The following is a 26,309-nucleotide window of genomic DNA, read 5'->3' as shown; positions in this document are numbered from 1 at the left end:
TGTGCACCTAATCCAGCGCGTGACCACCATTTGCTGCAATTCAAGTAACATTGTGCACCTAATCCAGCACGTGACCACCATATGCCGCATTTCAAATAACTTTTTACCCTTAATTCGGCACTCGTCCAGCGCCCAAAGCAAAAAGCCCCGCGACGGGGGCTTTTCCTTGGGCACGGGAGCTCTACCTTCAACTCTCGACCGCATCTCGTTCTACCACTAGCTCTATCCCACTCTCGACCGTATCTCGTTCTACCATTAGCTCTCTATCCCACTCTCGATCATTCCTCGATCTACCTTCAGCTCCCGACCTAGCTCTCAATCGAGCGGATCAGGTCCTTGAGTTTGTTGGCCGATTTGTGGAGGAGCTGCTGCTCGCCCTCGGTGAGCTCGATGTCCATCACTTGGCGCACGCCTTGGCGATCGACTACGCAGGGGACGCCGAGGTAGACGTCCGATATGCCATAGTAGTCCTGGAGCAGCGTCGATACGTTGAGGACAGCGGCTTCGTCGCGCAGGATCGCGGTGACGATCCGGTCGAGCGCCAGGGCGATCGCATAGTACGTTGCGCCTTTGGCTTCGATGATCGAATACGCCGCATCGCGTGTCTCGACGAACACTTTGTCCTTGGTCGCTTCATCCAGCTCCACCTTTGCACCGGCCACATTGGCCAGGCTCCAAACCGGCAGCTCCGAGTCGCCATGCTCCCCAATAATGTGGGCATGCACGCTGCGCGGGTCGAGCGTCAGTTCCTCACTGATCAGGTAGCGGAAGCGGGCGCTGTCGAGCAGCGTTCCCGAGCCGATGACCCGGTTGATCGGCCAGCCCGATTTTTTGAGCGAGAAGTAACTCATAATATCGACTGGGTTGGTGGCCAGCAGCAGAATGCCGTCGTCATTGTACTTCAGCACCTCGCTAATAATGCTCTCGTAGATCGACACATTGCGCTTGAGCAGGTCCGTACGCGTCTCCCCCGGCTTCTGGGCCGAGCCCGCCGTGATGATGATAATGTCCGCGCCCTTGCAGTCTTCGTAAGTACCCGCCCATACCTCAGTGTGACCGATGAACGGCATCCCGTGATTCATATCCAATGCATCGCCGACCGCTTTATTGTGATCCACATCGATCAGCACCAGCTCGTCCGCACGCTCCCTCAGCAGCAGTGTGTAGGCGGTGGTCGACCCCACCATGCCTACGCCAATCACAACGACTCTTGTTTTCTTCATGCCGACTCCTCCTCGAACGGTTTATTCACCATATAATACATCCACCCCATAAATACTGCACCGCCTAAAAGATTACCGAGCGTCACCGGAATCAGATTGTGCAGCATACCACCTACCGTGACCGAGTCCTGTGTATCCACAACGAACGCAATCGCGAAGGTACACAGGTTGGCTATACTGTGTTCGTACCCTGAGATAAAAAAACAAAACACAAACAACATCATCGCAAACAGCTTAGGCCCATCGCCGCGCAGGTTCATCGGAATAAAGAACGCCAAGCAGACGAGCCAGTTACACAGCAGCCCCCGAAAAAACAGCTCCATCGTCGGCGCATGCATCTTCTTCTCCACCACACTGAGCAAAAACGCATGCACCGAGACCTCTCGGAACAATCCGGTCGCCCAGATCAATAAGGCGAAAGCCGCCGCGCCCAAAATATTGCCCGCATAACTGGTGATCCACAGCATAACGACTCTTGCCCACTTCAGCTTGCCACGCAGCGCAGCAAAGGTGAAATAGAACGTATTGCCGGTAAACAGGTCACCGCCGCCATAGGAGATCAGAATGATGGCCGCCCCGAACGTGAGCGCCGCCATCGGATACATCAAGGGTGACTGGTCAGCATAGAAGAAGCTGCCGGTTTTGAACGCCACGATGACGCCGAAGCCGATGAACATACTGGCCAGCATCGAGCGTAGCACATAGTTCAGCTTACTGTGACGGTAGACTTTATCCTTCTTAAGCGCCAGCTGCTCAACCCGGCGCAGGGGAGCGTGTTCCAAGCGAATCAACATCCTTTCCATCCAGCGACCGTAGCATGACCTCATAATCCTCTCTGGTTTTGATTGCCGTGACGAAGCCGGGGTCGATCCCCGCTTGCACAAATTCGGATTCCGGCACGGCTTGCCAATCGAGCACATCCAACAAAGCCGGAAGCATCGCCAGGTCATTCATCAGCAGCGTTTCCATCTTGACGGCACAGGAGCGGTCAAAGATGCCGTGCAGCACCCGCGTTGTCCCACCGATAATCGGCAGTACAGCCTCACCTGAAGGCTGAAGTAAACGCAGCATCATCGATGCGGCTTCCCATGAGAGAAAAGGCATATCCCAGCCCGTAATCCAGGCATGCTTGTTGCGGGAGAGCGTCAAACCCGCATGCATCCCGCCCAGCGGTCCACGATTGGGATAATAGTCTGTTATGATCCGTACCGACTCGTCCACCTTGCGCAGGAAGAGCCGGGGCGTATTGGTCACAATTATAATTTCACTGCAGACACATTTCATTAACCGAATCTGCCGCTGGATGAGTGCTTCGCCGCCGACTTGCAGCATGCTTTTATTCTCGCCGTCCATCCGTCGGCTATGCCCATTCGCCACAATAATCCCTGTCAGCATCTTGTTTCCTCCTTGCCGGCAAGAGATGAGAGGACCTCCTGCTTGGTGCCTTTATTACACCATGATTCACCCCCTTTCGCAGTGATGAATATCACACTTGCCCTAAGGGAATGCCCTCGCTTTATCCGTTAACATTAGGGGCATCTCCCGATATCCCTTTGGCGTGTGATGTATTATACTTTCATTATAGAGGAAAAACTACACGATGAAAGGGGCCGATCAGTATGAAGACCACCGCGAGTGCAGCAGCGCAGGAGCAGCAACCTGCCGCTCAAGGGATCTCCGCTTACTTCTCCCCCGATAATATAGAAAAGCTCACCAGTCTGATGTACGTCAACAAGGTCAAAGCGGGAGCGTACCTGTTCTGGGATGGCGATCCGGCAGAATACTTGTACTATGTGAAGTCGGGACGCGTGAAGCTGACCAAGATGACGGACAATGGTAGCAAAATTACGCTCTATCTCCACCATACTGGCGATATGTTCGGTCAGATTGACCCTTTCCAGCAATCGGTGCAGAGCTTCAATGCCGAAGTAATTGAGGATGCCGAGATTGGTATCATCCAGCAGAAGGACTTGGAAACCATGCTGTGGCAGCACGGCGACCTGGCCATCGAGTTCATGAAATGGATGGGCGTGATGCACCGGATGACGCAGACCAAATTCCGCGACCTGTTGCTCTACGGCAAACCGGGCGCGCTCTGCTCGCTCATCATCCGGCTGGGCAACTCGTATGGAACGGAATGCGAGGATGGCATCCGAATCGACAAGAAAATTACGAACAGTGAAATGGCTGAAATGATCGGCGCCACCCGCGAGAGTGTCAACCGGATTCTCTCGGACCTGCGCCGCGCAGATGCCATTACCGTGGACAATGGCTCGGTGCTGATCAAGGATCTCAAATACTTGCAAAATATCTGCAAATGCGAGAACTGCCCGAAAGACATCTGCCGGGTGTAAAATAAATCCCCCAGTTTCAATAACTTGCCCCAAAAGTGAAGCAAGCCATAATAAAAGGCCTGATCCTCGGCACAACCTTGGATCAGGCCTTCTTTTTATCCTTTTGTCGCTCCCGCCGTCAGTCCCTCTACAAGGAACCGTTGCAGGAAGAGGAACAGCAGCGTCACCGGCATGGCAACCAGTACGGCCCCTGCGGCGAACAGAGTGAACTCCGTAGAGTTGCGCTGGCTAACCATCTGGTACAGGCCGACCGCCAAGGTCCGCTGATCCTCTGTCCGCAGGATCAGGTCCGCGAAGATGAAGTCGACGAAGCAGCCGTTGAAGATCATCAGTCCCGCATAGGTCAGCATTGGCCGGGACAGCGGGATCATGATGGAGAAGAACAGCCGCAGATGACTCGCGCCATCCATCCGTGCGGCATCCTCCAGACTTTTCGGAATGGTGTCGAAGAAGCCTTTGGCCACGAATACGTTGGTGACCATCGCCCCGCTGCTATAGACGAGCACAAGCGCCCAATGCGAATTCAGCAGGCCCAACGTATTGAGCAGCACGTAGATGGCGATCATCGCCATGAAGCCCGGGAACATCTGCAGCACCAGCAGTGTCGTCAGCGTCGACCGTCTGCCCGCGAACCGGTAACGCGAGATCGCGTAGGACGAGAGCAGCAGCAGGAATGTCCCGAAGATCGTCGACAGGGTGGCTACCTTGAGCGTGTTCATGAACCAGGTCGGATACCGGGTGTTCTGAAACAGATTAATATAGTGCTCGAAGGTGAACTCTCTCGGAATAAACGTGTCACTGAACAGACTGTTGCCTACTTTAAAGGAAGACATCACGATCCACAGCGCCGGGAACAAGCTGACCAGACTCAGGATGATCAGGATCAGATAACTGATCGATAATTTAAATGTCGTCGCCGTGCCTCTCCTCATGCGATCATGTCCTCCTCTTTGTAGGATCGGGTCCGTCTGTAGCTCCAGATCGAGAAGGAAGCCACCAACAGGAAGATGACGATGCCAATGACCGAGGCGAAGCTATACTGCGATTGATTAAGCGCAAGCTTGTAGAGCCACGTAACCAGCAGGTCCGTGTGGCCCGCATACTGGTAATTGGCATTGACCGGCTCACCGCCAGTGAGCAGATAAATGACGTTGAAGTTGTTGATGTTGCCAGCAAACTGCATAATGAGCACCGGCGCCGTGGCGAACAGCACCATCGGCAGCGTAATCATGCGGAACTTCTGCACAGCGCCCGCACCATCCACCTCCGCCGCTTCATACATATCCTTGGGAATCGTCGTCAGAACGCCAATCGCCAGAATCATCGTTACCGGAATGCCCAGCCACATATTAGCGATGATAACGGTCACCTTGGCCCAGAACGGATCGGTCAGCCAGGGAATACCATCGAGTCCGAGCGCCCGCAGATAGCCATTGACCGGACCGAATTGGTTGTTGAACATATTGCGCATGACGAGCAGCGAGATCATGCTAGGGATCGCAAATGGTACGATCAACACGGTCCGCCACAGCTTCTTGAAGCGGATCCCCGGCTGCTGAATCAGTACCGCCACCAAGACGCCGCCAACATAGGTAGTGAAGGTAGCGATGACCGCCCAGATCAGCGTCCACGTCAGCACGCCGCCGAAGGTCGAGCTCCAAACCTTCAGATTTACCATTTTGAAAAAGTTATCAAACCCTACCCAATCCACCAGATTAGCTGGCGGGAGAATCGGATCCGCGTAATTGGTGAAGGCCAGAAGTATGGAGAAGATGATCGGCAGAATCGTCAAAAACAGGACCGCTACGGCAGGTATCGCCAGCACCAAATAGGCAAAATGCTTGCGGTTCAGCTCTCGTAGCGACTGCAGGAATGTGTGGGGAGGCTCGCCTTGGTCGCGCGATTGTCCAACCAGGTAGGCATCCCTCAGATTCAGCACGTACAGCAAGACGAGTAGGAGCACGGCGAGCAAGGCGATCAATCCGTCGATCATCATAAAGATGGAATGATCACCTTCTACCATTTTGGTCAGCCTGCCGACCTTGACCATGCCGCTCGGCTGTACGCCGAGCGTGATCAAGCCCTGCATATAGCCGAGCAGCGAATTCAACAAGCTGTACCATCCGGCGGCGTATATCGCTAGGAACAGCAGCCCCTTCAGATACTGGCGGTTGTATAGCTGCCCTGCGCCCATACAGAGTATGGACAAGAGCAGCGCCTTTGTTTTTTTGTGCATCCTGCTAACCACCTGTCATTTATTTCGAATCGATGTCCGCCTTGATTGTCGTCACTGTCTGATCCAGCATCTGCTTCACATCGACGTTCGGATCATCCCATACGGAGATGAAGGCTGCCTTGAGCGGATCCCATACCGAATTGATCTGGGAGATCGACGGCATCGGCGTGGAGTTCGTGAATTGTTGGAAGAAGCCGCTCGTAATCGGATCGTCCTGAATCGCTGGGTCTTCACCTGCCTCGATATTGGCCGGAATGGCACCCGTCATCTCGAAGTTCTTGAGCTGATTCTCCTTGCTGCTGGCGAACTGTGCGAACAGTCGCGCTGCAATCGGATATTCGGAGTACGAGTTCACATAGTACGATTTAACACCAGAGAACGACTGCGACGGGTCTCCATTCGGCGTGCTTGGGAGCGGTACCACCCCAAAGTTTACTTTGTCCTTGAAGGCTGCAACAGACCACGGACCATCAATATTCATCGCCAGCTTGCCTTCCTGGAATAGCTGCGTTTTCACATCATACGTGACATCCCCGGCATTCATCGGCAGAATTTCACGCAGACTCTGGAGGAAGGTGAAGCCTTCAACGGTACCCTCACTGTTCAACCCGATATCGGAAGGATCCATATTGTCGTTACCGAAGATATATCCGCCGAAGCTGCCAATGAACGGATACGTGTAATAGCCTACGAACTCCCACATAATGCCGTATTGGTTTTGTCCCGGATTATTGTAATCCTTGGCGAATGCGATTACATCATCCCAGGTTTCTGGCGCTTCCGGCATCAGATCCTGATTGTAGAACAGACCATACGTCTCGACAGACTTGGGATAACCATACAACACACCGTCATACGTAGAGGCGGTCACTGCCGCTTCAACCATGCTCGCACGCGTCTCTTCTTCAAATACGTCATTCGGGAGCAAGAGTCCTGCCGTTACCGCCTGGCCGATCTGGTCATGCGGCATCGTCAGGACATCGGCTGCCAGCTTGGATGGACCGTCTGTCGCCAGTCGTCCGCCTTGCTCGCCGCCCGCCAGCTCCTCGATCGTGACTGGTACGCCATACTCTGCCTCAAAATCAGCAGCAAGGATGCGCATATACTCCAGCTGCTCCTTGGATTCCCAGACAACCAGCTCGGCGCCCTCTTCCGGAGCCAGCTCTTCGTCTTCGGGATCATTGGTTTCTCCATTGTTAACCGTACCCGCCGGTGGCGTATTCGTGCCCCCATTGACCGGATTGTTCGAGCCACCACCGTTATTGCTGCAGGCTGACAGGACAAGTGTGGCTGACAAACACAGCATCAGCATCGTTTGCAGACTAGCATTCTTTTTCTTTTGTTGATTCATCGTAACCGCCCCTTTTTTCCTAATTTGGATGTTGAATAAAAGCAAAAAAGAGCACAACCCGCTGCACAAGGTGCCGAGGTTGTACCCTTTCAGGTAACATTGCCTTTAGATTATCGTGGGCCTATCTTTTTCTCGCCTTCATCATACAACGGCCTTTAAAGCGTTTGCAAATCGGTTAAATGCGGAAAAATGAGTGAAATTTAGCTGTTTTTCTAACTTAATCACCATTTTTCTCGATCATGCTTGCGTTCATTCGAATTTTCACCATATACCAGACTATTGTCAATTTCCAACTTCCCATGCTATGCTGGGGGTAATTTAAAGGCAATGAAACTCTCGGGTTCAACCTCGCATTTTTGATGAGGTTGGACCTTTTTTGCGTTTTTTGCCGCCAGGAGGTAATACAGATGATTAGGCTCGAAGCCGTCCACCACCGGATGGGACAGAACTGGTCCTATGCGTACAGCAGTACAGTTTTGCATATTCGCATTCGTACCGCCAAGCACAATGTTGCACGAATCGACCTGCACTGCGGCGACAAATTCGACGCAACCAAGTACAACGAAACGCTGGTCATGACCCGTTTTGCCTCGGACGATCTGTTTGATTATTGGCAGGCCGAAGTGTCCCCCCGGTTCCGCAGACTGGTTTACTACTTTGCGCTGCACGGTCATGATGGGGAGCTAGTGTACATGCTGGAAAAAGGTTTTTTTCACCACCCGCCCGCTGTCTGGTATGAAGGCTTGTTCGACTTCCCCTTCCTCAATGAGACGGATGTACACACCCCACCGGCCTGGGTCAAAGACGCTGTCTTCTATCAGATCTTCCCGGAACGCTTCGCCAATGGCGACCCGTCCAATGATCCGGAGGATGTCCAGCCGTGGGGCGGCAAGCCGACCCCAACCAACTTCTTCGGCGGCGATCTGCAAGGCATTATCGATCATCTCGATCATCTGAGCGATCTGGGCATTACGGCACTTTATCTAAATCCGGTCTTCACAGCGACGACCAATCACAAATACGATACGAGCGATTACATGCAGGTGGATCCGCACTTCGGCACCAAAGAAAAGCTCAAGGAGCTAGTCGATGCTTGCCATGCACGAGGCATCCGGGTGCTGCTCGACGGTGTGTTCAATCATTGCGGACATACCTTTGCCCCATATCAGGATGTGGTCGCCAAAGGTCCGGAGTCCCGTTATGCAGATTGGTTCTATATCCGGGAATGGCCGCTGCAGGTGAAGGACGGCATTCCGACGTATGATACCTTCTCCTTCGAACCGATCATGCCCAAGCTCAATACCGCCAATCCTGAAGTCAAAGCTTACCTGCTGGGAGCGGCGCGATATTGGATTGAGGAGCTGGGTGTCGACGGCTGGCGTCTGGATGTGGCCAATGAGGTGGATCACCAGTTCTGGCGCGATTTCCGACGCACCGTGAAGGAGGTCAATCCGGAGGCTTATCTGCTGGGTGAAATTATGCATGATTCCATGCCATGGCTGCACGGAGACCAGTTCGATGCGGTGATGAATTATCCGTTTACGAATTTTGTACTCGATTTCTTTGCCCGTCGTCTGACGACTGCGGCGCAGTTCGCCCAGTCCATCAACTCGCAGCTGGCCAACTATCCTCAGCAGATCAACGAAGTGGGCTTCAACCTGTTGGATAGCCATGACACGGTGCGATTGTTGACGCTGTGCGACGGCAATGTCCAGCTGATGAAGCTGGCTGTGTTGTTCCAGCTAACCTTCCAAGGTACGCCTTGTGTTTATTATGGCGATGAGGTCGGCCTGGATGGCGAATACGATCCGGACAACCGCAAATGCATGGAATGGGATCCTGCCAAGCAAAATCAAGAGCTCTACGCCTTTTTCCGTAAAATGATCGCCCTCCGTCGCACCCATCCTGCGCTGCGGGAGAGCGGCCTTTCGTTTATCGCTGTACCAGAGCAGCCGCAGTTGCTCGTGTATGAGCGGTGGGATGCCAAGGATCGGTTCCTCTTTATCCTCAACAATTCAGATGAAGAGGTGTCCGTGGCTATACCAGCCAAACCGAACGTGCCGTGGTGTACACTGGATAGTGAAACGGCCGCTCCTGTTGAGCAAGGCACGATTCCTGTGACGCTGGCTCCCTATGGTTATGAGATTCTGTATGCCCCTGCGGATGCGGCGATGGCTGAAGTGGCAGCGTATAGCGAAGCAGCGGAATAGGCAAACCAAACGAAGTGGCGACGTGGTGAAGTAGCGAAGTGGCGCTCTCGCGATTTGGCGCCCTGACGCCCTGGCGCATAAGTTTAATCACTTTTGCTCTAACGGCCACCAGCGCCCTTATTCCAGCCATTTCGCTTAGTTTTCAATTCTAACGGCCACCAGCGCAGTTATTTCAGCAAAATCAAGCTACAATAGGCATCGACCAGGCTAATAGGAGCTTATATGGCCGTTACAATTTCAAACGGTCGATTTTGAGTAGAATAACGGCCATGGTGTCCGTTAGAGGAGAGTCCCAGCCCCGAGTGCTGATCTACAAACCTTCTGCAAGCGTCAGCGCAGCACGTCTCATGCCAGAGCAATAAAACAGGCAGTAGCCAATCGGCTGCTGCCTTACCTTTTTTCTACAGTGGGATGGCCTCGCCTGCAAAAGCAACCAAAGCCTGATAGGGCTGCAGCAGTACCCGCTCCAGCCGCTCGCCTATAAGCCCGGACTCGGGATCGCTATCGACAACCACCGTTAGTTGCTTCCCCGCGCAAGCCGCTGCTGAGGACAGCTCGACCATCGCAGGCAGCTCAGGGCTCAGATTAAAGCAGGCCAGCAGGCATGCTTCTCCATTCCGATAACCGTAGATGACTACCCCGTCAGGGGACTCCGCTGTGAAGAAGTGTTGCGGACGCAGTAGCGGCTGGACCTTCCTTCTGACCTCATACAGCCTCTCCAGCAGTCCAATCATGGGCGCTGGATTGGTCCAATCCAGGGTCATGGCATTGAAGAAGGCTCGCGGAATTTCCGCCCCGTCGGTATTGTCCCCTAACCCGCAATTCATGGGCTGTCCTTCATTGAGCTCGAAGCCGGTCGCCAGGAAGGGAATAGCCAACGGTAGAAAGTGATTGAACACAGCTATCATCCTCGCGATTCCTACCCCGCCTCTGCTCACAATTCTCGGCGTATCCGCCGTCTCTGCACAGGCAAATACATGGATGTCCAGCCCGGGCAATTCCTCCACATAAGCCAGCAGGTTGTCCTTGCTAATATCCGTCATCACATTCCAGCCGCTGCCGAGCATAATATTGTAGCCCACTGCAGCAGCCTTGCTATGATTACGGTTGAACAGATCTTCACTGATGAGCAGCGCCTGCGGGCGGATGGAGCGGATGACATCGAATACCTCCTGCAGCAGAGGGGTCGGCAGGACGTGCCCGATATCGATTCGGAAGCCGTCGATCCCGTAGCGATTGAGGTTGTATTTGACGCCTTCCAGCAGCAGGTCCCACAGTTCCCGGTTCGGCTGCTCTGCCGGATAATAGTTGCATTTTATCGTATCGAACAGAACATACGGCGCTTGGTCTTCCCTAATGTAAGGGCGGACAGCCGGCGAGAAGTCACGATATAGGCGCAGAAATGTAATATCGGTCCAGATCGGCTGCACATCATTAATCCAGTCCGAATGCGCCGGCGATGTTGTGATTCCCATCTCTTCCTCGACCAGAGCTAACAGCTCTTCCCCTGTCGCCTCTGCACGCGTCCGCAGACGCAGCCACAAATCTTCGTCCAGCACATTGGGCGGGTGCGAAAATTGGGCAAGAAACGCTGCCGTCCCCTCACTGCGGTAGACCGTCTCCAGCTTGTCCGGCGTGCATTCCTCGAAGAATCCGAGCTCCGGAACCGGGGGCGGCCGGAATCCATCCAGCGCCTCCTTCCGTATCCAGTACACCCATTCGGGATGGTCATGAATCAGATCGCTGTTCCGCGCTGTGACACGCGGGATGAAATCCACCACAACCCGTATATCCTGCAAGTGGCAAGCCTCTACAAGCGCAGACAACTCATCATGAATCGTCAGCTCCGGCATACCGTCCAGCAACGGATCATGCAGATGGGGGTCCAGATCGAACAGGGACTGAACGGCATAAGGTGAGCCGATATCCCCCTTGAGATGCAGGGTGCTGTAGCGGGTCACCGGCAGCATGTACAGGATATTCACACCCATCCGCTTCAGGAGTGGCAAGAGCAGCAGCAACCGCAGAAACGTGCCCGATTCGATGCGGCCGTCATGATCATAATCCCAAGCGGTCGAATAGCGCACCAGCGAGGAATAGATAATACTCTCATCCAGATTGACCGACTTCAATTCCGGCCCACTGCCGCTCCCGCCGCCTTCAAGCAGCGCCTGTAGATGAGCAGCCATAAACCTCGGGGCGTTCACCCGGATTTCTCGCTTGGTGCGATCCTCTATCTCGCTGTACCCGCAGCTGTTCCAGAGCTCTGGTATCCAGAAGCTGGCCCTGCGATCCTGCACCCCCGCCATATAATCGGCGATTCGCCGCAACGGTGAATTAATGGGCATTGCTGTTCTCTCCCTTCGCAACAGATGCTGCCTGCAGCGTCTTCTCAGGCAGGGCATGCTCTCTATACTTCAACTGCGAGAATTCTGCCGTATGGTTCGTCGGTTCCCATGTCTTGGAGAAAATTCCGATCCGTCGCACAGCTGCTGGGGCTGGCCGCTCACAGAGCAGCTCCCACGGTTCCTCCTCTTCATGCCTGGCCAGGAAACGCAGGATGCCTGATGTCTCTGCTTCCACACGCAGATAATGCACATCATGGACCTCCGGCCGCGCATACCATTCATAATTGTCCGTATGCTCGGGGTAGAACACCCCCAGAAGCTTGCGTCTGGCACAGCCGAACATCACTTTGCTGAAATCATTGAATTTCACGATAATGCCGCTATGAAAGCAGGGACCATACTTGTTGCGGCTGTGAAGCCGGGCCTCGAAGAAGAAGCTCTGGCTGGCCGGAATCAGCAGCAGCTGCGGCGCCTCGTCCTTAACAATCCAGGTATCGTCCGTCCGCTCCTCAGTATGCACGATACGAATACATGCTTCTGCAACCTCGAGCTGGGCACCGTTGGGATTATATACGCTCATCCCTCCAACGCCCTGGACCTGCTGTGCCCCTGCCGTTCCTGCAGCTGCTGGCTTACTGACCTGTCGCAACACCGCCAACACCTCCCCAAAAAATGCATATTCGGCATCCACCCCCGCGTCCATCTCCGCCTGCAATCCTGCAAACTGGTACTGCTCATCACCAATCTGATCGAACAGCTTCAACCGCAGACTCTCCCAGTCCTGTCGCAGCTGCCCGCTCTGTCTGCGGAGCTCTTCGATGGCAGCACGGCTGCATCCTGCCTGCTCCAATAGTCGAAATAGAAGGTCGTAGTATACCTTCTTGTAGTTCGTCAGCGGAATCACGTTCATAATCCGGGCTGCGTCTCCTCTGCTCTCCACCTCCCGGGCCATCTCCTGTTCAATAAACCGCAGGCTGAACTCGCCTCGCTGCCATCGCTCCAGCTGCTCCCTGTGATAACTGAGGGAATCCAAAGGTGTAACCATGCTCTCTCCCTGCTTGCTGAGCTCCCAAAAATGAGGCATAGTTCCCTCGGCACACCAGTGGTCAGCGTAATAGCGGCTCATCTCGTACAGATCCGTGAATCGCATGACGAAATCCGTATAGATTGGCCTTGCCCCTTCATCATTCTGCATGTTGTCCAGAATATACAGCAGCCCACGCTTGGCATCATACCCCTTGACGATAAAATAATGCGTATGCGGTTCGCTCAGGTAATGGTTGGAATAAAACAGTCCAAACAAGTCGCCGGGTATCAGGACGGGATGACCCTGGTCAATGGCATGAATCAGGGACTCTCTCATCTCGGACTCATTGGTAAAGGTATGCCGCTCCATATCCATATGAAAAACATCATGCAGCAGCTTGCCATACATTTCGAAAAATTCGCTGTGCGGCTCGGCGCTCCGCTCGAACAGGTCCTGCCGCCAATCGTCCGGGAAAAAGGTGAGCCCGAACTGCACATGAAACAGAAACAACTCATAGCTGCCCGGCGACAACGCTTCAAACAAGATGGCCATCGGCTTGGTAAAACAGTTGATCTCTTCCCAGGTGTACGCATCTTTGTTGGCGGAGACACTGCTGATTACACGAATCGCTGAACGCGGATTTGCCCTGGCTGACGGATCATCTGCTGCTCCGGGGGCTTGAAAAGTAAAGGCGCCGTGCCGTTTGCGCAGCAGTCCAGCAAGGCCCAGCGGGGTGGGTTCGGCGTACAAATCCGATGGCCGGGCCGGAATTTCCCGTTCCTTCATCAGCGAAACGGCGCGCAGCACGTGCAGAGAATGCCCGCCGTGTCTGAAAAAATCATCGTCCAGACCAAGTGGCGCTCCCGGCAGCAGGCTGGAGAGGCATGCGGCAATGGTGCGTGCCAGCTTCTCCGCTTCCCCTCCGGAGCCGTCCTGCGCAGCCGGCATGGCTGCCCCAGGTGCAGAGGAACCAGACGTTTCTATCTCCCTTGCTGCACGTCGGCTCTCCGCCAGCGCCATAGCACCAAGCATCTTGCGGTCCACCTTGCCGCTGGTCGTTAGCGGCAACTCCGGCAGCTCGCTACATACGGCAGGAATCATATAAGACGGCAGCCACTGGGCTGCGTATGTCCGCAGTTCTCCAGAATCAAGAGGCCCCGAGGAGGTGTAGAAGGCATAGAGGTGATGCACGCCGAAGGCATCCGCTGCATCGACAACTGCCGCCATGCGGACCGCCTCATGTCCCATCAGGCAATGCTCGATCTCGCCGGGCTCGATTCGGTGGCCGTGAATCTTCATCTGGCGATCAATTCGTCCCAGATGCTCGATTGTGCCGTCACCTCTCCAGCGGGCCAGATCCCCTGTGCGGTACAACCGGCCATTCTCCGATAGCGGGTGATAAATGAATTGCTCGACTGTCAGGTCGGTGCGGTTCCTATAGCCGCGCGCCAAGCCATCGCCGGCAATGCACAACTCCCCCACAATGCCGATGGGCAGCAGCTCGCCTAGCTTGTCCAGGATAAGCACCTGGGTGTTCCTGAGAGGTCTGCCCACCGTCACGGTATCCGCCTTGCTCACTTCCTGAAGGGTGGACCATACAGTCGTCTCCGTAGGTCCGTACATGTTGAAGATACGGGCCTTGCTCCGTTTCTGCAGCTGACTCAGCAGCAGCGGTGGCAACGCTTCGCCTCCCAACAAGATTATCTCCACCCCGCCCAGAAAATCAGAGGACTCGTGCCCCTCCAGCAGCAGCATCATCCTGGAGGGCGTCAGCTGTATGACGTTGACGCCACTATCCCGGATAAGACTCTGCAGCTGCTCCGACTCCATTTGCTGACGCTCATCCGCCATGATGACCCGCATGCCCCTGGCCAGTGGCAGCAGCGTCTCCGTCACGAAGATATCAAAGGACACGGTTGTCACACAAAGGACTTCTGGTTGATCAGGCCAGGGAAGCGCCTCGGCCATCGCTTCGATGAAGTTGACGACTGAGCGGTGCTCGACCATAACGCCCTTGGGACGCCCAGTCGAGCCAGACGTATAGATGACATAGGCCAAGTCGTTGGGCCCGCTAGCCGAAGTTGGATTGGAGCTGGGCAGCATCTCCCCCTCCGCTTCCTTCAGGTCAATCAAGGCAAGCTGTCCTGCCGTGACTGCAGCCAAAGCTTCCGCATCCTTTCTTGTCTCCCCCGTGGATAGCATGACCTTGGCGCCACTATCCTCCAGCACATGTCGCAGCCGCTCCAGCGGATGCGTCGGGTCGATCGGCACATACGCTCCCCCGGCCTTGAGAATGCCATAGATGCCAACGATCAGCCCGGGCGTGCGGTTCGCAATAATTGCAACGGTGCGGTCGGGGCCGACTCCTTGGCTCCTCAGCAGATGAGCCAGACGGTTCGCCTGCTCATTCAGCTGTCTGTAGGTCAGTGAGCGGTCCCCACATATCAGTGCTTGTTGGTCCGGCCGATACAGCGCCTGCTCCTCGAGCAGGCTGTGCACGGTTCGCCGGTCAGTATCAGGTGACCAGGCAGCTTTGAACTCATGCAGCAGCTGATGCTGCTGGCTGCGCGATACCAAGGGCAGCTTGTCCAGATGAAGGCTATCCTGCAGCAGAACACCATGCAAGAGCTCCTGCAGCATACCCGCCATCACCTCGATCTGCTCCGATGGATAGATGGCCGTCTGGTACCTGAGATCCACAGTAAACGAGCCATCGTCAGACCAGTCTTGGACAACAAGCTCCAGCGGATGTAGCTGGCAACCGCTGTATAGCTCCCGGTTGTTCACCTGCCAGTCGCCCAGTTGTTGGCACAGTCTGGTGTTGTACACATTCACGGTCACCTGGAACAGCCCTTGCATCCCCTGTCGGCGCAATTCAAGATGCTGTGCGAGTAGATCGTAGGGATATTTCTGATGCGCATAACAGGATTGCAGCCAGGACTGCATGCGCTGCAGGAAGGCCGCAGCCGTCTCATGGCCTTCCACCTGGGCCCGCAGGGGCATCAGGCTGGTATAGACACCGAGCATCTCCTTCTCCTGCCTGCTGGTGCGATTGTAGACGGGTACACCAATTGTCACATCGGTGTTGCCATGGTTGCGGTACAACCAGATTAGAGTCAGTGCAGTAAAGAAGCTGTAGATAGAAAGATTCTGCTGGTCTGTGTAATGCCGGATGGCGGAACTGATCGCAGGCTCAAGTACAAATGTGTAGCGTTGTCCTTGCAAATCAGAGCCGGCGTTCGGGAATAGCGGCTCGGGCAGTGCAGCAAACTGCTTCATCCAGAATTGCCGGTCCCGCTCTGCGCGAGGAGACTCCGCATATCGCTGCTCCCGCTCCAGCAGAGACAGATAGCTCCCTGGTGAGGGAGCGATCGCTTCATCGTCATTCACATAGAATTGGGCAATCTGCCAGGACAGCTGGTTGACGGACCAGCCATCCGTAATCAAGTGATGCATGGTATACATATAGGCAGAGCGCTCACCATCAAGCCTGAACATCGTAAAACGAAACAGGGTATCCCCAGTGAAGGGCAAAGGTTGGCGTGACTCCTGTGCTGCATGATGCTCCAGCGCCAAATCCGCAGCTTCGTTCCCTGAGAGATCGATCAACGGAATTCGAAACGGATTAACAGTCGACAGCTGCAGCTGCAAAAGCTCGCCCTCCACCTCCATGAACCGCAGTCGGAAGGCGTCATGGGTAGCCACCAAGCGTCGGATGGCCCGCTCCAGCCGTGCAAAATCTACAGCTCCGTGAATCGTGGAGACACAGCCAACCACATGCAAAGGAAGGTCCGGATGCATCTGCTCTACATACATGATTCTCTTCTGCGGGTGTGTCAGCGGGTACGCAGCAGGACGATCAGCACTTGTACACATCTTCATCTCCCCCTCAAACCGAAGTCTCGCTTGTCGCCTGGTTGGTTAAATTTCGAATCCATTTGCCTGAGCGGAACCGCATCAGACCAATCCCAAATCGCACGACCTCCTCCATCGACAGGAAGAAATAGACCCAGAACAACGGTTGCTTCCACACCAGGGAGAGGAGCAGACCAAGTGGTACGCCGATCAGCCAGGTCGCAGCAGATTCCATCTTAAAGACAAACTTGCTGTCTCCGCCGCTCTGTAGAATGCCCCCGGCGATAATCATGTTGGCGACCTTCACCCACATGAAGGCGGCGAATACCCAGATGACATGGACAGCCAGATCATTGGCTTCTCCCGTGATCGCAAATGCAGACACATAGAGCGGGGAGATCGCGGCAATTACGACGCCCAGGCCGATAGAGAAGATGATGCCCACCCGGATCAGCCTTCTGGCATAATCTCGTGCCATTGCCTCCTCACCTGCGCCCAGCCTGTTGCCCACCAGCACACCTGCAGCTCCGGAAAGGCCCGTCAGCAATCCGATACTCAGACCTTGCAAGGGGAACGTAATGGTCATAGCGGTCATTTCGGTCGTCCCCATCCGGCTGTAGATGACGGCATAAGCGGTCTCTCCCAGTACCCACACCAGCTCTGTCAGCACAATAGGATACGTAGTTAGATAGAACTTGCGGGCCACCGGCCTGTGAAACGAGAACAAATAGCGGAAGCCGGCGGCTCCGGGAAGCTTGAAACGATACACGGCGCCGATGATGAGCAGGCATTCCACCACACGCGCAATACAAGTGGCAATAGCCGCTCCTGCAAGACCCAGCTGGGGAAAGCCGAGATTGCCGAAGATCAGCAGATAGTTCAAACCGATATTGAGGATGACGACAACCAGGCTGACGTACATCGGATATTTGACATGCCCCGTACTGCGGAGTACCGCAGAGTAAACCATCGTCAGCATGGTGGGCACGTAGCTTAGCGCGACCAGCTTCACAAAAATCGCGCCATCCTCCATCACACGCGCATCCGTCGTGAACAGCCCTAAGGCAAATTCGGGATTCAAGTAAATGACCCCTGTGAATAACAAGGAAACCACCAGACCTAGCGACAGCGTCATACCGAGCAGCTGTGTAATGCTCCGCACGTCCTTGCTGCCCCAATATTGAGCTGCATAGATGGACAACCCTGCAGAGAGTCCAGCCAGGAGCACAGAGATGATGCTGTAAATCTTGCTGGCCATGCCCACGGAAGCAATGGCGACGTCGCCGAGCTGGCCGACCATCAGCTGATCCGTCATATAAAGCGCGGCCATGATCAGGCTTTGCAGCGCAATCGGAATCGCGATTTTGTACAGGTTCTTGTAAAAATCTACTCCTGTATCGAGCTCTCTTGCCTTCGTCCCGTTAGCCATGTAACCGTATATCCTCCTCCGCCGCCTCGCACCGAACATACCGCATCAGCGTATAGTTCGGCGACGGCTGCATCTCCACGACACGAAACCGCTTGCTGAAGGCCAAGGTATTGTAACCCTCACCATCTACCAGCGTAATGTTCGAACCGCCGCCGATAATAATTGGCAGCTGCATCAGGATGATCTGATCCACCAGATCCCGTTCGAACACGTACCAGTTGAGCAGGCCTCCACCTTCGACCATGAGCCGGTGGATGCCATATTCGGTCTCCAGCCGCCGGAACAAGACATCAAAATCCACCAGGTCTTCGCCACAGACCATCACTTCTTTGCCCATCGAGGCGATTCGTCTTCGCTTGTCCTTGTCCAGCCCCCGCTCAGTGGTAACGATAATCGTCCGCTCCCCATCCAGAAAAATGTTGCTGTTCAGCGGAATGTCCAGTGTTCGACTCGGTACGATTCGCACCGGATTGCGGCCCGGCTCATAGCGGTTCGTAAGGAACGGATTATCGGTGCAAATGGTATTTTTACCAACCATGATCCCATCTACCTGTCCACGGAATTGATGAATATAAGCGATGTCCTCCGGCCCGAACAGCTGAAACAGCTCCTTGCTCGATTGGCCTTCCCCAAACGTCAGCTTGCCGTCAATAGAAATCTGGCTAAAGATGGTGACTTCCATCGGATATCCGCTCCCTTTGTAAAGTGTTCAAATAATGATCCACTTCCGCCATCACCTGCTGCGCCTGCTTCTGCATCAGGCTTCTTATCGCAGACGGTCCAATGTCTGCCAGTTCCGTCAGACCGGCCTCTATGCCGACCCAGCCTGCAATCATATAGGAACTGCAGGGCATCGGCTTGCAAGCCGCGAGCTGTGACACCAACTGTCGCCTATTCTCGCCGCCACTGGACATCCACCGCTTCATCACCGCTTCATTGGCGGGAATTCGCTGCACCCGCTCCGCCCACATCCGCTGACATTCCTCACCAAGCATGAACCGCGCATAAGCAGCAAGCGCCCCGCCGCGTGAAGAGGATAGGGACTGACCGGGAAACACCAGACCGACGGAGGAGCACATCGATACAGCAGCAGCGCCATGAATTCGCGGCAATGCACCTACGCCCAGACGTTCGCCCATGCTCCTGCTCAGATGATTGAAAATCCACTCTCCGCTAATGATCGCTCCGATCTGCCCGGCTATGAACTGCTCCAGCAGTTCCGTTGCGCCATCCATGCTCGTTACCGTGCCTGTTCCCCACTGCTGTTGCAAGAAGGTTATCGCCTGCTCTACCTCATGCGTGTCCAGTGCGATCCGTCCGTCTTGCTCCGGCCAGCCGCCAAAGGCCGTCAGGAAGGGGATGAAATTGTAGGCCTGGGCGATATCCAAGCCTAGTGGCACAATACCGGCCTTGCCTGGCTGCGCAGCAAACTGCTCGAAGGCCTCCCATGGTTCAGGAGCCTCAGCATAGTGTTGCTTGTTGTAATAGAGAACCAGATGATTGCCGGTCAGCACCGGGATTCCATACAATCTGCCTTTCATCCGCATGCTGTCCAGAACCCTTCCCGGCACTAGCTCTTCACACCACGACTCAAGCACAGGAGAGAAACGGGAGGCTTCCCAATAGCTCGTCATATCGGAGGGGACCAGCGCCATATCCACACCAGCATCCTCTTCGGGGAGTCGGGTCAACCGCCGGCCCAGCTCGGCAATCCCCATTACCTCCGACCGGACCTTAATCCCATATTGGGTCGTGAATAACGTGTTGATTTCATTCAGTACTTCAACCGAGGTATCGCCAGGACCATCAAATTCGTGCCACAGCACGATTTCATCCTCTCGTCGTGTTGCTGTCATGCGCTCCAACCCTCCTTTAAGGCTGTTGAAAAAGTAAAGCCTACAGTCACGGATCGATCTTCCAATCGCTGTTGTCCCCAGATTTCTTTGAATTTTTACCCTCTTAAGGGGTGAAATCCGGGGACAAAGGCGAACGCTTCGCTTTTCCAGATTCGATTCCGTGCCTCTCCGGCCGCTTTTCAACAGCCTGTCTCTCTTGCATTTTCCCCTTGGTAGTGTGCGCGGCTAGTGAACAGCCCCAAGGCTCAAAAACCGATTTCAGGGTAAACGTCTGCACCGGTTCTCCAGTGGCGGGATTGTAGCCGAGCAGCTCCTCCATCGCCTGCTCATGCTGCTCCAGTGAGTAACGCTTGGTCACTAGCCTATCCAGCCCTGTCATTTCATGAGCCATCCGCAGAGCCAACGGGAACATGCAGCGATATTCCCCTGCGCCGATAATACTGATGGCCCGTTGAATCAGCCTGGCTGGAGCAATGGTATATCGGTACGATCCGTGGATACCCAGGGGGACAATCCGCCCGCCTCGGCCAATGACGCGGTCAGCCATCTCCAGCTGATTACCGACGGCGTCGATGACGACATCGAATCCGCGGCCACCGGTCAGCCTTGCAATCACCTGCTCATCTAGCTCTGCAGGATGGTAAGCCTCATCCGCGATACGTCCTGCCGCCTCTAGTCGGTACGGATTCAATTCTGTTGCGACGGTCAGACGGGCAAGACGCCGGCTAGCCATCTGGCACAACAGCCCCATCGGCCCGGAACCGAGTACCAGCACCGAATCATCGGAAGCTACCCTGGCCTCTTGCAAGTTGTGCAGTACACAAGCCAGCGGCTCCACCAGCACCCCGCGTTCCCAGGGCATATCTTGCGGCAGCCGATGGACATAACGCGCTTCAGACACATAGTAGCCCGCGAAGGTGCCGTTGACATTAAGACCGGCAATCGCCATGGTGCCTGATGAGCCAATGCACAGATGTGGCAGCAAACGCAGGCAATATTCGCACCCACCGCAGCTGTAATTGGGATCGATGACGACGCGGTCCCCCACTGCCAGTTCCCTTACTGACGCTCCCGTCTCCACGATAACGCCAACCGCTTCATGACCCCGGGTAATATGAGCAACTCCCTCTTCCTTGCCCGCAATGACAGCAAGATCTGTTCCGCAGATCCCCGTCATTTCGATGCGGATCTTGACCGCTGTGGACGAGACAAGTCCCGGTTCATCCAGTTCTCTCAGCACCAGACGAGCATCCGGCATCCATTGGAGCGCCTTCATCGGCCAACCTCCCCGCTTATGCATCGGAGCACCCGACAGCCATAAGCCTCAAGCTCCAGCGTTAGCTCCTTGCCAGTCACCTGGTAGATCTCGTCAGACCTCAGGTCCTCCCACACTTCTGGTTCCGCAGATACAGCGATCTCTGCATAAGCCTCGCTTCCCTCTGACTTCGCACCTCTTCCATCTGGATGCGCTGTTCGCTGCAATTCCAACCGCAGCACACCCGGCTGAGGGGCAACATTCATGGCAATGAGAAGTCGCTCCTCTCCCAAGCTCCGCTCATAAGCCAGCTCATAGCCTCCCGGAGGCGCATACAAAAAGCGGATTTGCCCACTGCGGAGCGCTGGATAGGCCTTGCGCATGGCAATCATCTCCTGGTAGAAGCCGAACAGTTCCTGGTTCTGCATCTCGGTATCCCAGATCATACAACGCCGGTTATCCGGATCATTCTCCCCGCTCATGCCGATCTCGTCCCCGTAATAAATACATGGCGCTCCGATATAGGTGAACTGGAACAGCACCGCAAGCTTCAGCTTCTCCATGCTGCCCCCGCATAAGGTCAGCAGGCGCGGCGTATCATGGCTGCCCAGCAGTTGGAGGGCTGCTTCATTCACCTGCTGTGGGTAGGAGGCCAGCTGCTGACCGATAATGTCCGCGAACATACGGGCATCCACATGCTGCGACGAAAAAAACTTGATTGCGATGTCCCGCACCGGATAATCCATGACGGCATCCAGTTGGTCACCGCCAAGCCACGCCATGGCATCGTGGAAAATCTCGCCCAAAATATAGGCATCCGGCTTGATCGCCTTCACTCTCTCGCGAAACCTGCGCCAGAAGTGATGATCCACCTCGTTGGCTACATCCAGCCTGAAGCCATCGATATCCGTTGTCTTCAGCCAATACTCCGCCACCTCTAGCAGATAATTGGCGAGTTCACGATTAGCCATGTTAAGCTTCGGCAGGTCCCGTTCATAGCCGAACGTCTCATAGGCCATCGGCATCCCTGCTTCCCGATCCGACCATTGCAGGATATGGAACCAGTCTGCATAAGGGGAATCCGCCTCCTTCTCCAGGACATCCTGGAAGGGAGGAAACAGACGGCCAGTATGGTTAAATACAATATCGAGCATCACGCGTATGCCCCGTGCATGGCAGGCCCCCACGAGCTGCTGCAGCAGCTCCGTGGAGCCGAACTGGGGATCAACCGCATAATAATCCTGCGTATCGTACTTGTGGCTGGACGGCGCCTGGAATACAGGGGTCAAGTAAATGGCAGTAATGCCAAGCTCGGTCAAATAGTCCAGGTGATCCAGCACGCCCTGGAGATCTCCGCCGAACGTATTCTGCTTGGTAGGGACCCCTCCCCATTTCTCCCATGTGCCTGCCGGTTCTTCGAGCCTACCTCTGGCGAATCGATCGGGGAAAATCTGATAGAAAATGGCATCCCGGACCCATTCCGGCGGATGAATGCCATCCGTCACGCTGATGTAAGGGTATTCGAAATTACCGAATGAATCTGGCGGCTCCTCTGCTGCGCACCAACGCTCCCCGTAATAGACACGTTCGGCACCTCCGTGCACTACGAAACGGTAGCTCAGTCTGCCGCTGCTGGCATCAACCTCTGTCTCCCAGTAATCGTACCTCCCATCTGAAATCAGCTTGTGCATCGCTCGATGCCGTACCGTCTGATACCAGTCGTATTTGTCACCCCAGTTAATGTCCACCTGCTCCACATCACCACGCATGGTACGCATCCGCACCCGCACATCCTTGCCCTTGTAGATAAAAGCCCAATTTTGCTTGTGACGATGATAAAACGCCTCCAGATTCATTTTTCGATCCTCCTTCTTCAGCAGGCATACCGCGCCCCAGGACGCAAAAAAAGGCACACCCTCAGCAGATTCGCGAGGATGTACCTTTCGGTAGCATAGCCTTCAAATTTTCCCAAATTGTAGCACCCTATGATTCAATTGGCAATCTATTTTTGACAACTATTTTTTTGGTTGACAAATAATAGGCTGTCCTCTTACAATGAAAGCGCATCCCTGAATGAGTTGATGACCTCTGGATGTTCAACCCATCGGATGTGCAATCATTAGACAACCACAATTTGAGGGCGCTGTATTCTCTGTCCCGAAGCGGACTGGGAACAACCCCGTAATCTTCTCTGAAGATTGCGGGGTTGTTTGTATTGTGCACCCTCAGGAGGGGCGGTGAAACCAACCACGCAGGACGCGCGGTCAGTCCGTTGTAATCCAATGGTAAAGGCAGTTCCCGTGTTAATTAAACGATGCTGAAAGGTGGTTTACCCTGATGAAATTATCCAGAAATCGGCTGTTCGCTAAGTGGTTGCTCTCCCTCTTCCTAATCGCCGGACTCGTGCTGCCTGTAGTTCCGGTTGCCGAAGTACATGCTTCTCCTGACACCTCCGTTTTGAACCAACAAGGCTTCTCCACCGATGTCATCTATCAGATCTTCACCGACCGTTTCTCGGATGGCAATCCGGCCAATAACCCGACCGGAACGGCATTCTCTGCCGGCTGTACGAATTTGCGGGTCTACTGCGGCGGGGACTGGCAAGGCATTATTAACAAGATTAATGACGGATACTTCACAGGCATGGGCGTTACCGCGCTGTGGGTCTCCCAGCCTGTTGAGAATATCTTCAGCGTCATTAATTATTCCGGTGTTAACAATGCTGCCTACCATGGGTACTGGGGGCGCGACTTCAAGAAGACAAACCCTGCATACGGCACCATGGCCGACTTCCAGAATCTCATCAATACCGCGCATGCCAAAGGCATTAAAATCGTCATCGATTTTGCGCCCAACCACACGTCCCCGGCTATGGAGACCCAGCCTTCGTTTGCGGACAACGGCAGGCTCTATAATAACGGTACGCTGGTAGCTGGCTATACGGGCGATACCAATAATATTTTCCATCACAATCTGGGCACCGACTTCTCCTCACTGGAGGACGGTATCTATCGGAACCTCTACGACCTGGCAGATATTAATCACCACAACAATACAACCGATGCGTATTTCAAAGAAGCGATCAAGCTGTGGCTGGATATGGGAATTGACGGCATCCGTGTGGACGCCGTGAAGCATATGCCGCTTGGCTGGCAGAAGAACTGGATGTCCTACATTTACAATTACAAACCGGTCTTCACTTTTGGCGAATGGTTCCTGGGTGTGAATGAGAATGATCCGGCCAATGTCCATTTTGCCAATGAATCCGGTATGAGCCTGCTCGACTTCCGGTTCAACCAGAAGGTTCGCCAGGTATTCCGTGACAACACGGATACGATGTACGGCTTGGACTCGATGATCTCCTCCACCGGCGCCGAATATACCCAGATTAACGACCAGGTGACCTTCATCGACAATCACGATATGGACCGCTTCAAGCTCGGCAACAACAACCGCCGGCTGGAGCAAGCACTGGCCTTCACGCTGACTTCGCGAGGCGTACCTGCCATCTATTACGGTACCGAGCAGTATCTGGCAGGCAATGGCGATCCGAACAACCGTCCGTTTATGAACAGCTTCTCTACCACTACAACTGCTTACAATGTGATTGGCCGACTGGCTCCGCTGCGCAAGTCCAACCCTGCTATTGCCTATGGCAGCACGCAGCAGCGCTGGATCAATAATGATGTCTATGTGTATGAGCGCAAATTCGGCAGCAGTGTAGCGGTTATTGCCATCAATCGCAGCACAACCACTGCGGCGACAATCAGCGGCTTGACCACCTCCCTGCCAGCAGGCACCTATACCGATGTGCTCGGCGGCTTGCTGAACGGCGGCAGCATTACGGCTAGCGGTACGGGCAGCGTTTCTTCCTTTAACCTGCCGGCTGGTGGTGTAGGCGTATGGCAGTACACGACCACTCAGACAACACCTGTGATCGGTAATGTCGGTCCTGACTTGGGCAAGGCAGGTACGACGGTTACGATTGATGGACGCGGCTTCGGTACAACGAAAGGCACCGTTTATTTTGGAACAACAGCTGTAACGGGTGCGAATATTACGCAATGGGAAGACACTCAGATTAAAGCAATTGTACCGAACATCACGGCCGGCAAACTTAACGTGAGAGTTCGGAACGCGGGGGCGGTGGACAGCAACAGCTACAGCAATTTCAATCTGCTGACAGGCGATCAGGTGTCCGTCCGGTTTATTATCAACAATGCTACCACTGCTTTAGGCGAGAATGTCTACCTGGTCGGCAATACGGCCGAATTGGGCAATTGGGATCCTGCCAAAGCCATCGGGCCGATGTTCAACCAGATCATTACCTCCTATCCAACGTGGTACTATGATGTCAGCGTGCCTGCAGGAACGGCGCTGCAATTCAAATTCATCAAGAAAAACGGTACGGTCGTTACTTGGGAAGGCGGCACCAACCACACGTTCACTACGCCAACCAGCGGTGTCGGTACTGTAAATGTGAATTGGCAGCCGTAAGTCGCAGTATGAACCTATGAGGGTGATATCCGGGAAAGCGTATGCTTTTGACCAGATTCGATTCCGCGCCTCTCCGGTTCTTTGCTTAACAAGAGTAATTTATGCAAAAAGCAGCAGCAGTCAATTGACTGCTGCTTTTTGCATGGTCCGCGTGGGCATGTTCAACTTCTCTAGCCTTGCTTCCGATGGGAGTGACCTGACGTCGCGTCCGCTTACTGCTTCCTGGCTGTTTCCTGGCTCCATCCTTGCAGGATCCTGCCTGTAGCCTGACTATAAATAATAGGGAGCATTTTTTCCGCTAAACTGTCTGTATCGCGTATGAAATGAAGAACATGGCTTCTATTTTCCGCTATTAGCTGAAAACGCCAAGGTAACCGGTAGCGTCAAGAAGTTTGTGTAAGCAGGGAACAACTCCCAACGAGTGGCGTGTAATTAGGTGTTGAAATAGATAGACGAGTGTAGCCCAAGCGAAGGCGCGGGAGCCCGAAGGGTGGTTTAGGTTTCCTCCTCCCTTGTCGGATAACGCTCCTCAAAGAGCGCCTGGAGTTTCTCCTTCACCAGAGCATCATTAAATCCACGGATGACGCGGCTCTCAAAACGCTCGTTGTAGGTTGTCACCTCTAGGTAAACGATCTTCTCCGCCGCGTCCATATTGGTCAGACTGTTCA

Annotated in this window: 16 protein-coding genes and 1 pseudogene; 3 read left to right on the top strand and 14 right to left on the bottom strand. The window is 54.5% G+C overall.

What is annotated here, in order from left to right; all coding sequences use genetic code 11:
• Positions 1 to 308: 308 nt before the first annotated feature.
• The 3 genes from F556_RS0124270 to mobA are packed head-to-tail and all read right to left on the bottom strand — an operon-like array spanning position 309 to position 2,618.
• A complete protein-coding gene (locus F556_RS0124270; RefSeq protein WP_020619601.1) occupies positions 309 to 1,223 on the bottom strand; it encodes an L-lactate dehydrogenase in 915 nt (304 codons plus the stop codon).
• On the bottom strand, positions 1,220 to 2,005 hold the full coding sequence (locus tag F556_RS0124265) for a formate/nitrite transporter family protein (protein ID WP_020619600.1): 786 nt from the start codon (positions 2,003 to 2,005) through the stop codon (positions 1,220 to 1,222). The genes F556_RS0124270 and F556_RS0124265 overlap by 4 nt, the downstream gene beginning before the upstream one ends.
• Positions 1,977 to 2,618 (bottom strand): molybdenum cofactor guanylyltransferase, encoded by a 642-nt coding sequence (gene mobA / locus F556_RS35055; protein ID WP_020619599.1) that lies wholly within the window; start codon positions 2,616 to 2,618, stop codon positions 1,977 to 1,979. The genes F556_RS0124265 and mobA overlap by 29 nt, the downstream gene beginning before the upstream one ends.
• 224 nt (positions 2,619 to 2,842) lie before the next feature.
• On the opposite strand from mobA, the gene F556_RS0124255 reads away from it, so the two are divergent.
• Entirely contained in the window at positions 2,843 to 3,577 is a 735-nt protein-coding gene (locus tag F556_RS0124255; RefSeq protein ID WP_020619598.1) for a Crp/Fnr family transcriptional regulator, read from the top strand.
• Between the two features lie 95 nt (positions 3,578 to 3,672).
• On the opposite strand, the gene F556_RS0124250 is transcribed toward F556_RS0124255, so the two are convergent.
• From F556_RS0124250 to F556_RS0124240, 3 genes are read right to left on the bottom strand one after another with little or no spacing between them, the layout of a single operon-like run.
• Entirely contained in the window at positions 3,673 to 4,509 is an 837-nt protein-coding gene (locus tag F556_RS0124250) for a sugar ABC transporter permease (protein ID WP_020619597.1), read from the bottom strand.
• Positions 4,506 to 5,813, bottom strand: coding sequence for a sugar ABC transporter permease (locus F556_RS0124245; RefSeq protein ID WP_020619596.1), 1,308 nt, complete (start codon positions 5,811 to 5,813; stop codon positions 4,506 to 4,508). Before F556_RS0124245 ends, F556_RS0124250 begins: the two co-directional genes overlap by 4 nt.
• A 19-nt stretch (positions 5,814 to 5,832) precedes the next feature.
• On the bottom strand, positions 5,833 to 7,164 hold the full coding sequence (locus F556_RS0124240) for a sugar ABC transporter substrate-binding protein (RefSeq protein WP_020619595.1): 1,332 nt from the start codon (positions 7,162 to 7,164) through the stop codon (positions 5,833 to 5,835).
• Between the two features lie 407 nt (positions 7,165 to 7,571).
• Between F556_RS0124240 and F556_RS0124235 the strand changes: the two genes are divergently transcribed.
• Positions 7,572 to 9,374 carry an alpha-glycosidase gene (locus F556_RS0124235; RefSeq protein WP_020619594.1) on the top strand — a complete coding sequence of 601 codons (1,803 nt, stop codon included), beginning with the start codon at positions 7,572 to 7,574 and terminating at the stop codon, positions 9,372 to 9,374.
• A gap of 401 nt (positions 9,375 to 9,775) precedes the next feature.
• Here F556_RS0124235 and F556_RS0124230 read toward each other — a convergent pair whose 3' ends face one another.
• From F556_RS0124230 to F556_RS0124200, 7 genes are all read right to left on the bottom strand, one after another.
• Complete coding sequence (locus F556_RS0124230) at positions 9,776 to 11,722, bottom strand: alpha-amylase family protein (protein WP_020619593.1); 1,947 nt, start codon at positions 11,720 to 11,722, stop codon at positions 9,776 to 9,778.
• Positions 11,712 to 16,625 carry a non-ribosomal peptide synthetase gene (locus tag F556_RS0124225; protein ID WP_020619592.1) on the bottom strand — a complete coding sequence of 1,638 codons (4,914 nt, stop codon included), beginning with the start codon at positions 16,623 to 16,625 and terminating at the stop codon, positions 11,712 to 11,714. The genes F556_RS0124230 and F556_RS0124225 overlap by 11 nt, the downstream gene beginning before the upstream one ends.
• A gap of 13 nt (positions 16,626 to 16,638) precedes the next feature.
• Positions 16,639 to 18,033, bottom strand: coding sequence for an MATE family efflux transporter (locus tag F556_RS0124220; protein WP_020619591.1), 1,395 nt, complete (start codon positions 18,031 to 18,033; stop codon positions 16,639 to 16,641).
• The gene (locus tag F556_RS0124215; RefSeq protein WP_020619590.1) at positions 18,026 to 18,715 is read right to left on the bottom strand and encodes a dihydrofolate reductase family protein; all 690 of its coding nucleotides are present in this window, start codon (positions 18,713 to 18,715) and stop codon (positions 18,026 to 18,028) included. Before F556_RS0124215 ends, F556_RS0124220 begins: the two co-directional genes overlap by 8 nt.
• Positions 18,696 to 19,889 carry a sugar ABC transporter substrate-binding protein gene (locus F556_RS35050; RefSeq protein WP_020619589.1) on the bottom strand — a complete coding sequence of 398 codons (1,194 nt, stop codon included), beginning with the start codon at positions 19,887 to 19,889 and terminating at the stop codon, positions 18,696 to 18,698. Before F556_RS35050 ends, F556_RS0124215 begins: the two co-directional genes overlap by 20 nt.
• 103 nt (positions 19,890 to 19,992) lie before the next feature.
• Positions 19,993 to 21,165, bottom strand: coding sequence for a zinc-dependent alcohol dehydrogenase (locus tag F556_RS0124205; protein ID WP_020619588.1), 1,173 nt, complete (start codon positions 21,163 to 21,165; stop codon positions 19,993 to 19,995).
• Complete coding sequence (locus F556_RS0124200) at positions 21,162 to 23,000, bottom strand: alpha-glycosidase (protein ID WP_020619587.1); 1,839 nt, start codon at positions 22,998 to 23,000, stop codon at positions 21,162 to 21,164. Before F556_RS0124200 ends, F556_RS0124205 begins: the two co-directional genes overlap by 4 nt.
• 481 nt (positions 23,001 to 23,481) lie before the next feature.
• Between F556_RS0124200 and F556_RS0124195 the strand changes: the two genes are divergently transcribed.
• Positions 23,482 to 25,641 (top strand): alpha-amylase family glycosyl hydrolase, encoded by a 2,160-nt coding sequence (locus F556_RS0124195; RefSeq protein ID WP_020619586.1) that lies wholly within the window; start codon positions 23,482 to 23,484, stop codon positions 25,639 to 25,641.
• A gap of 495 nt (positions 25,642 to 26,136) precedes the next feature.
• Here the strand turns inward: F556_RS0124195 and F556_RS39280 are convergent.
• A pseudogene (locus F556_RS39280) lies at positions 26,137 to 26,309 on the bottom strand (IS256 family transposase); the annotation flags it as partial.

It is taken from the genome of Paenibacillus daejeonensis DSM 15491 (assembly GCF_000378385.1).
GTDB lineage: Bacteria > Bacillota > Bacilli > Paenibacillales > Paenibacillaceae > Paenibacillus_D > Paenibacillus_D daejeonensis.
This window is presented reverse-complemented; position numbering and strand designations above follow the sequence as displayed.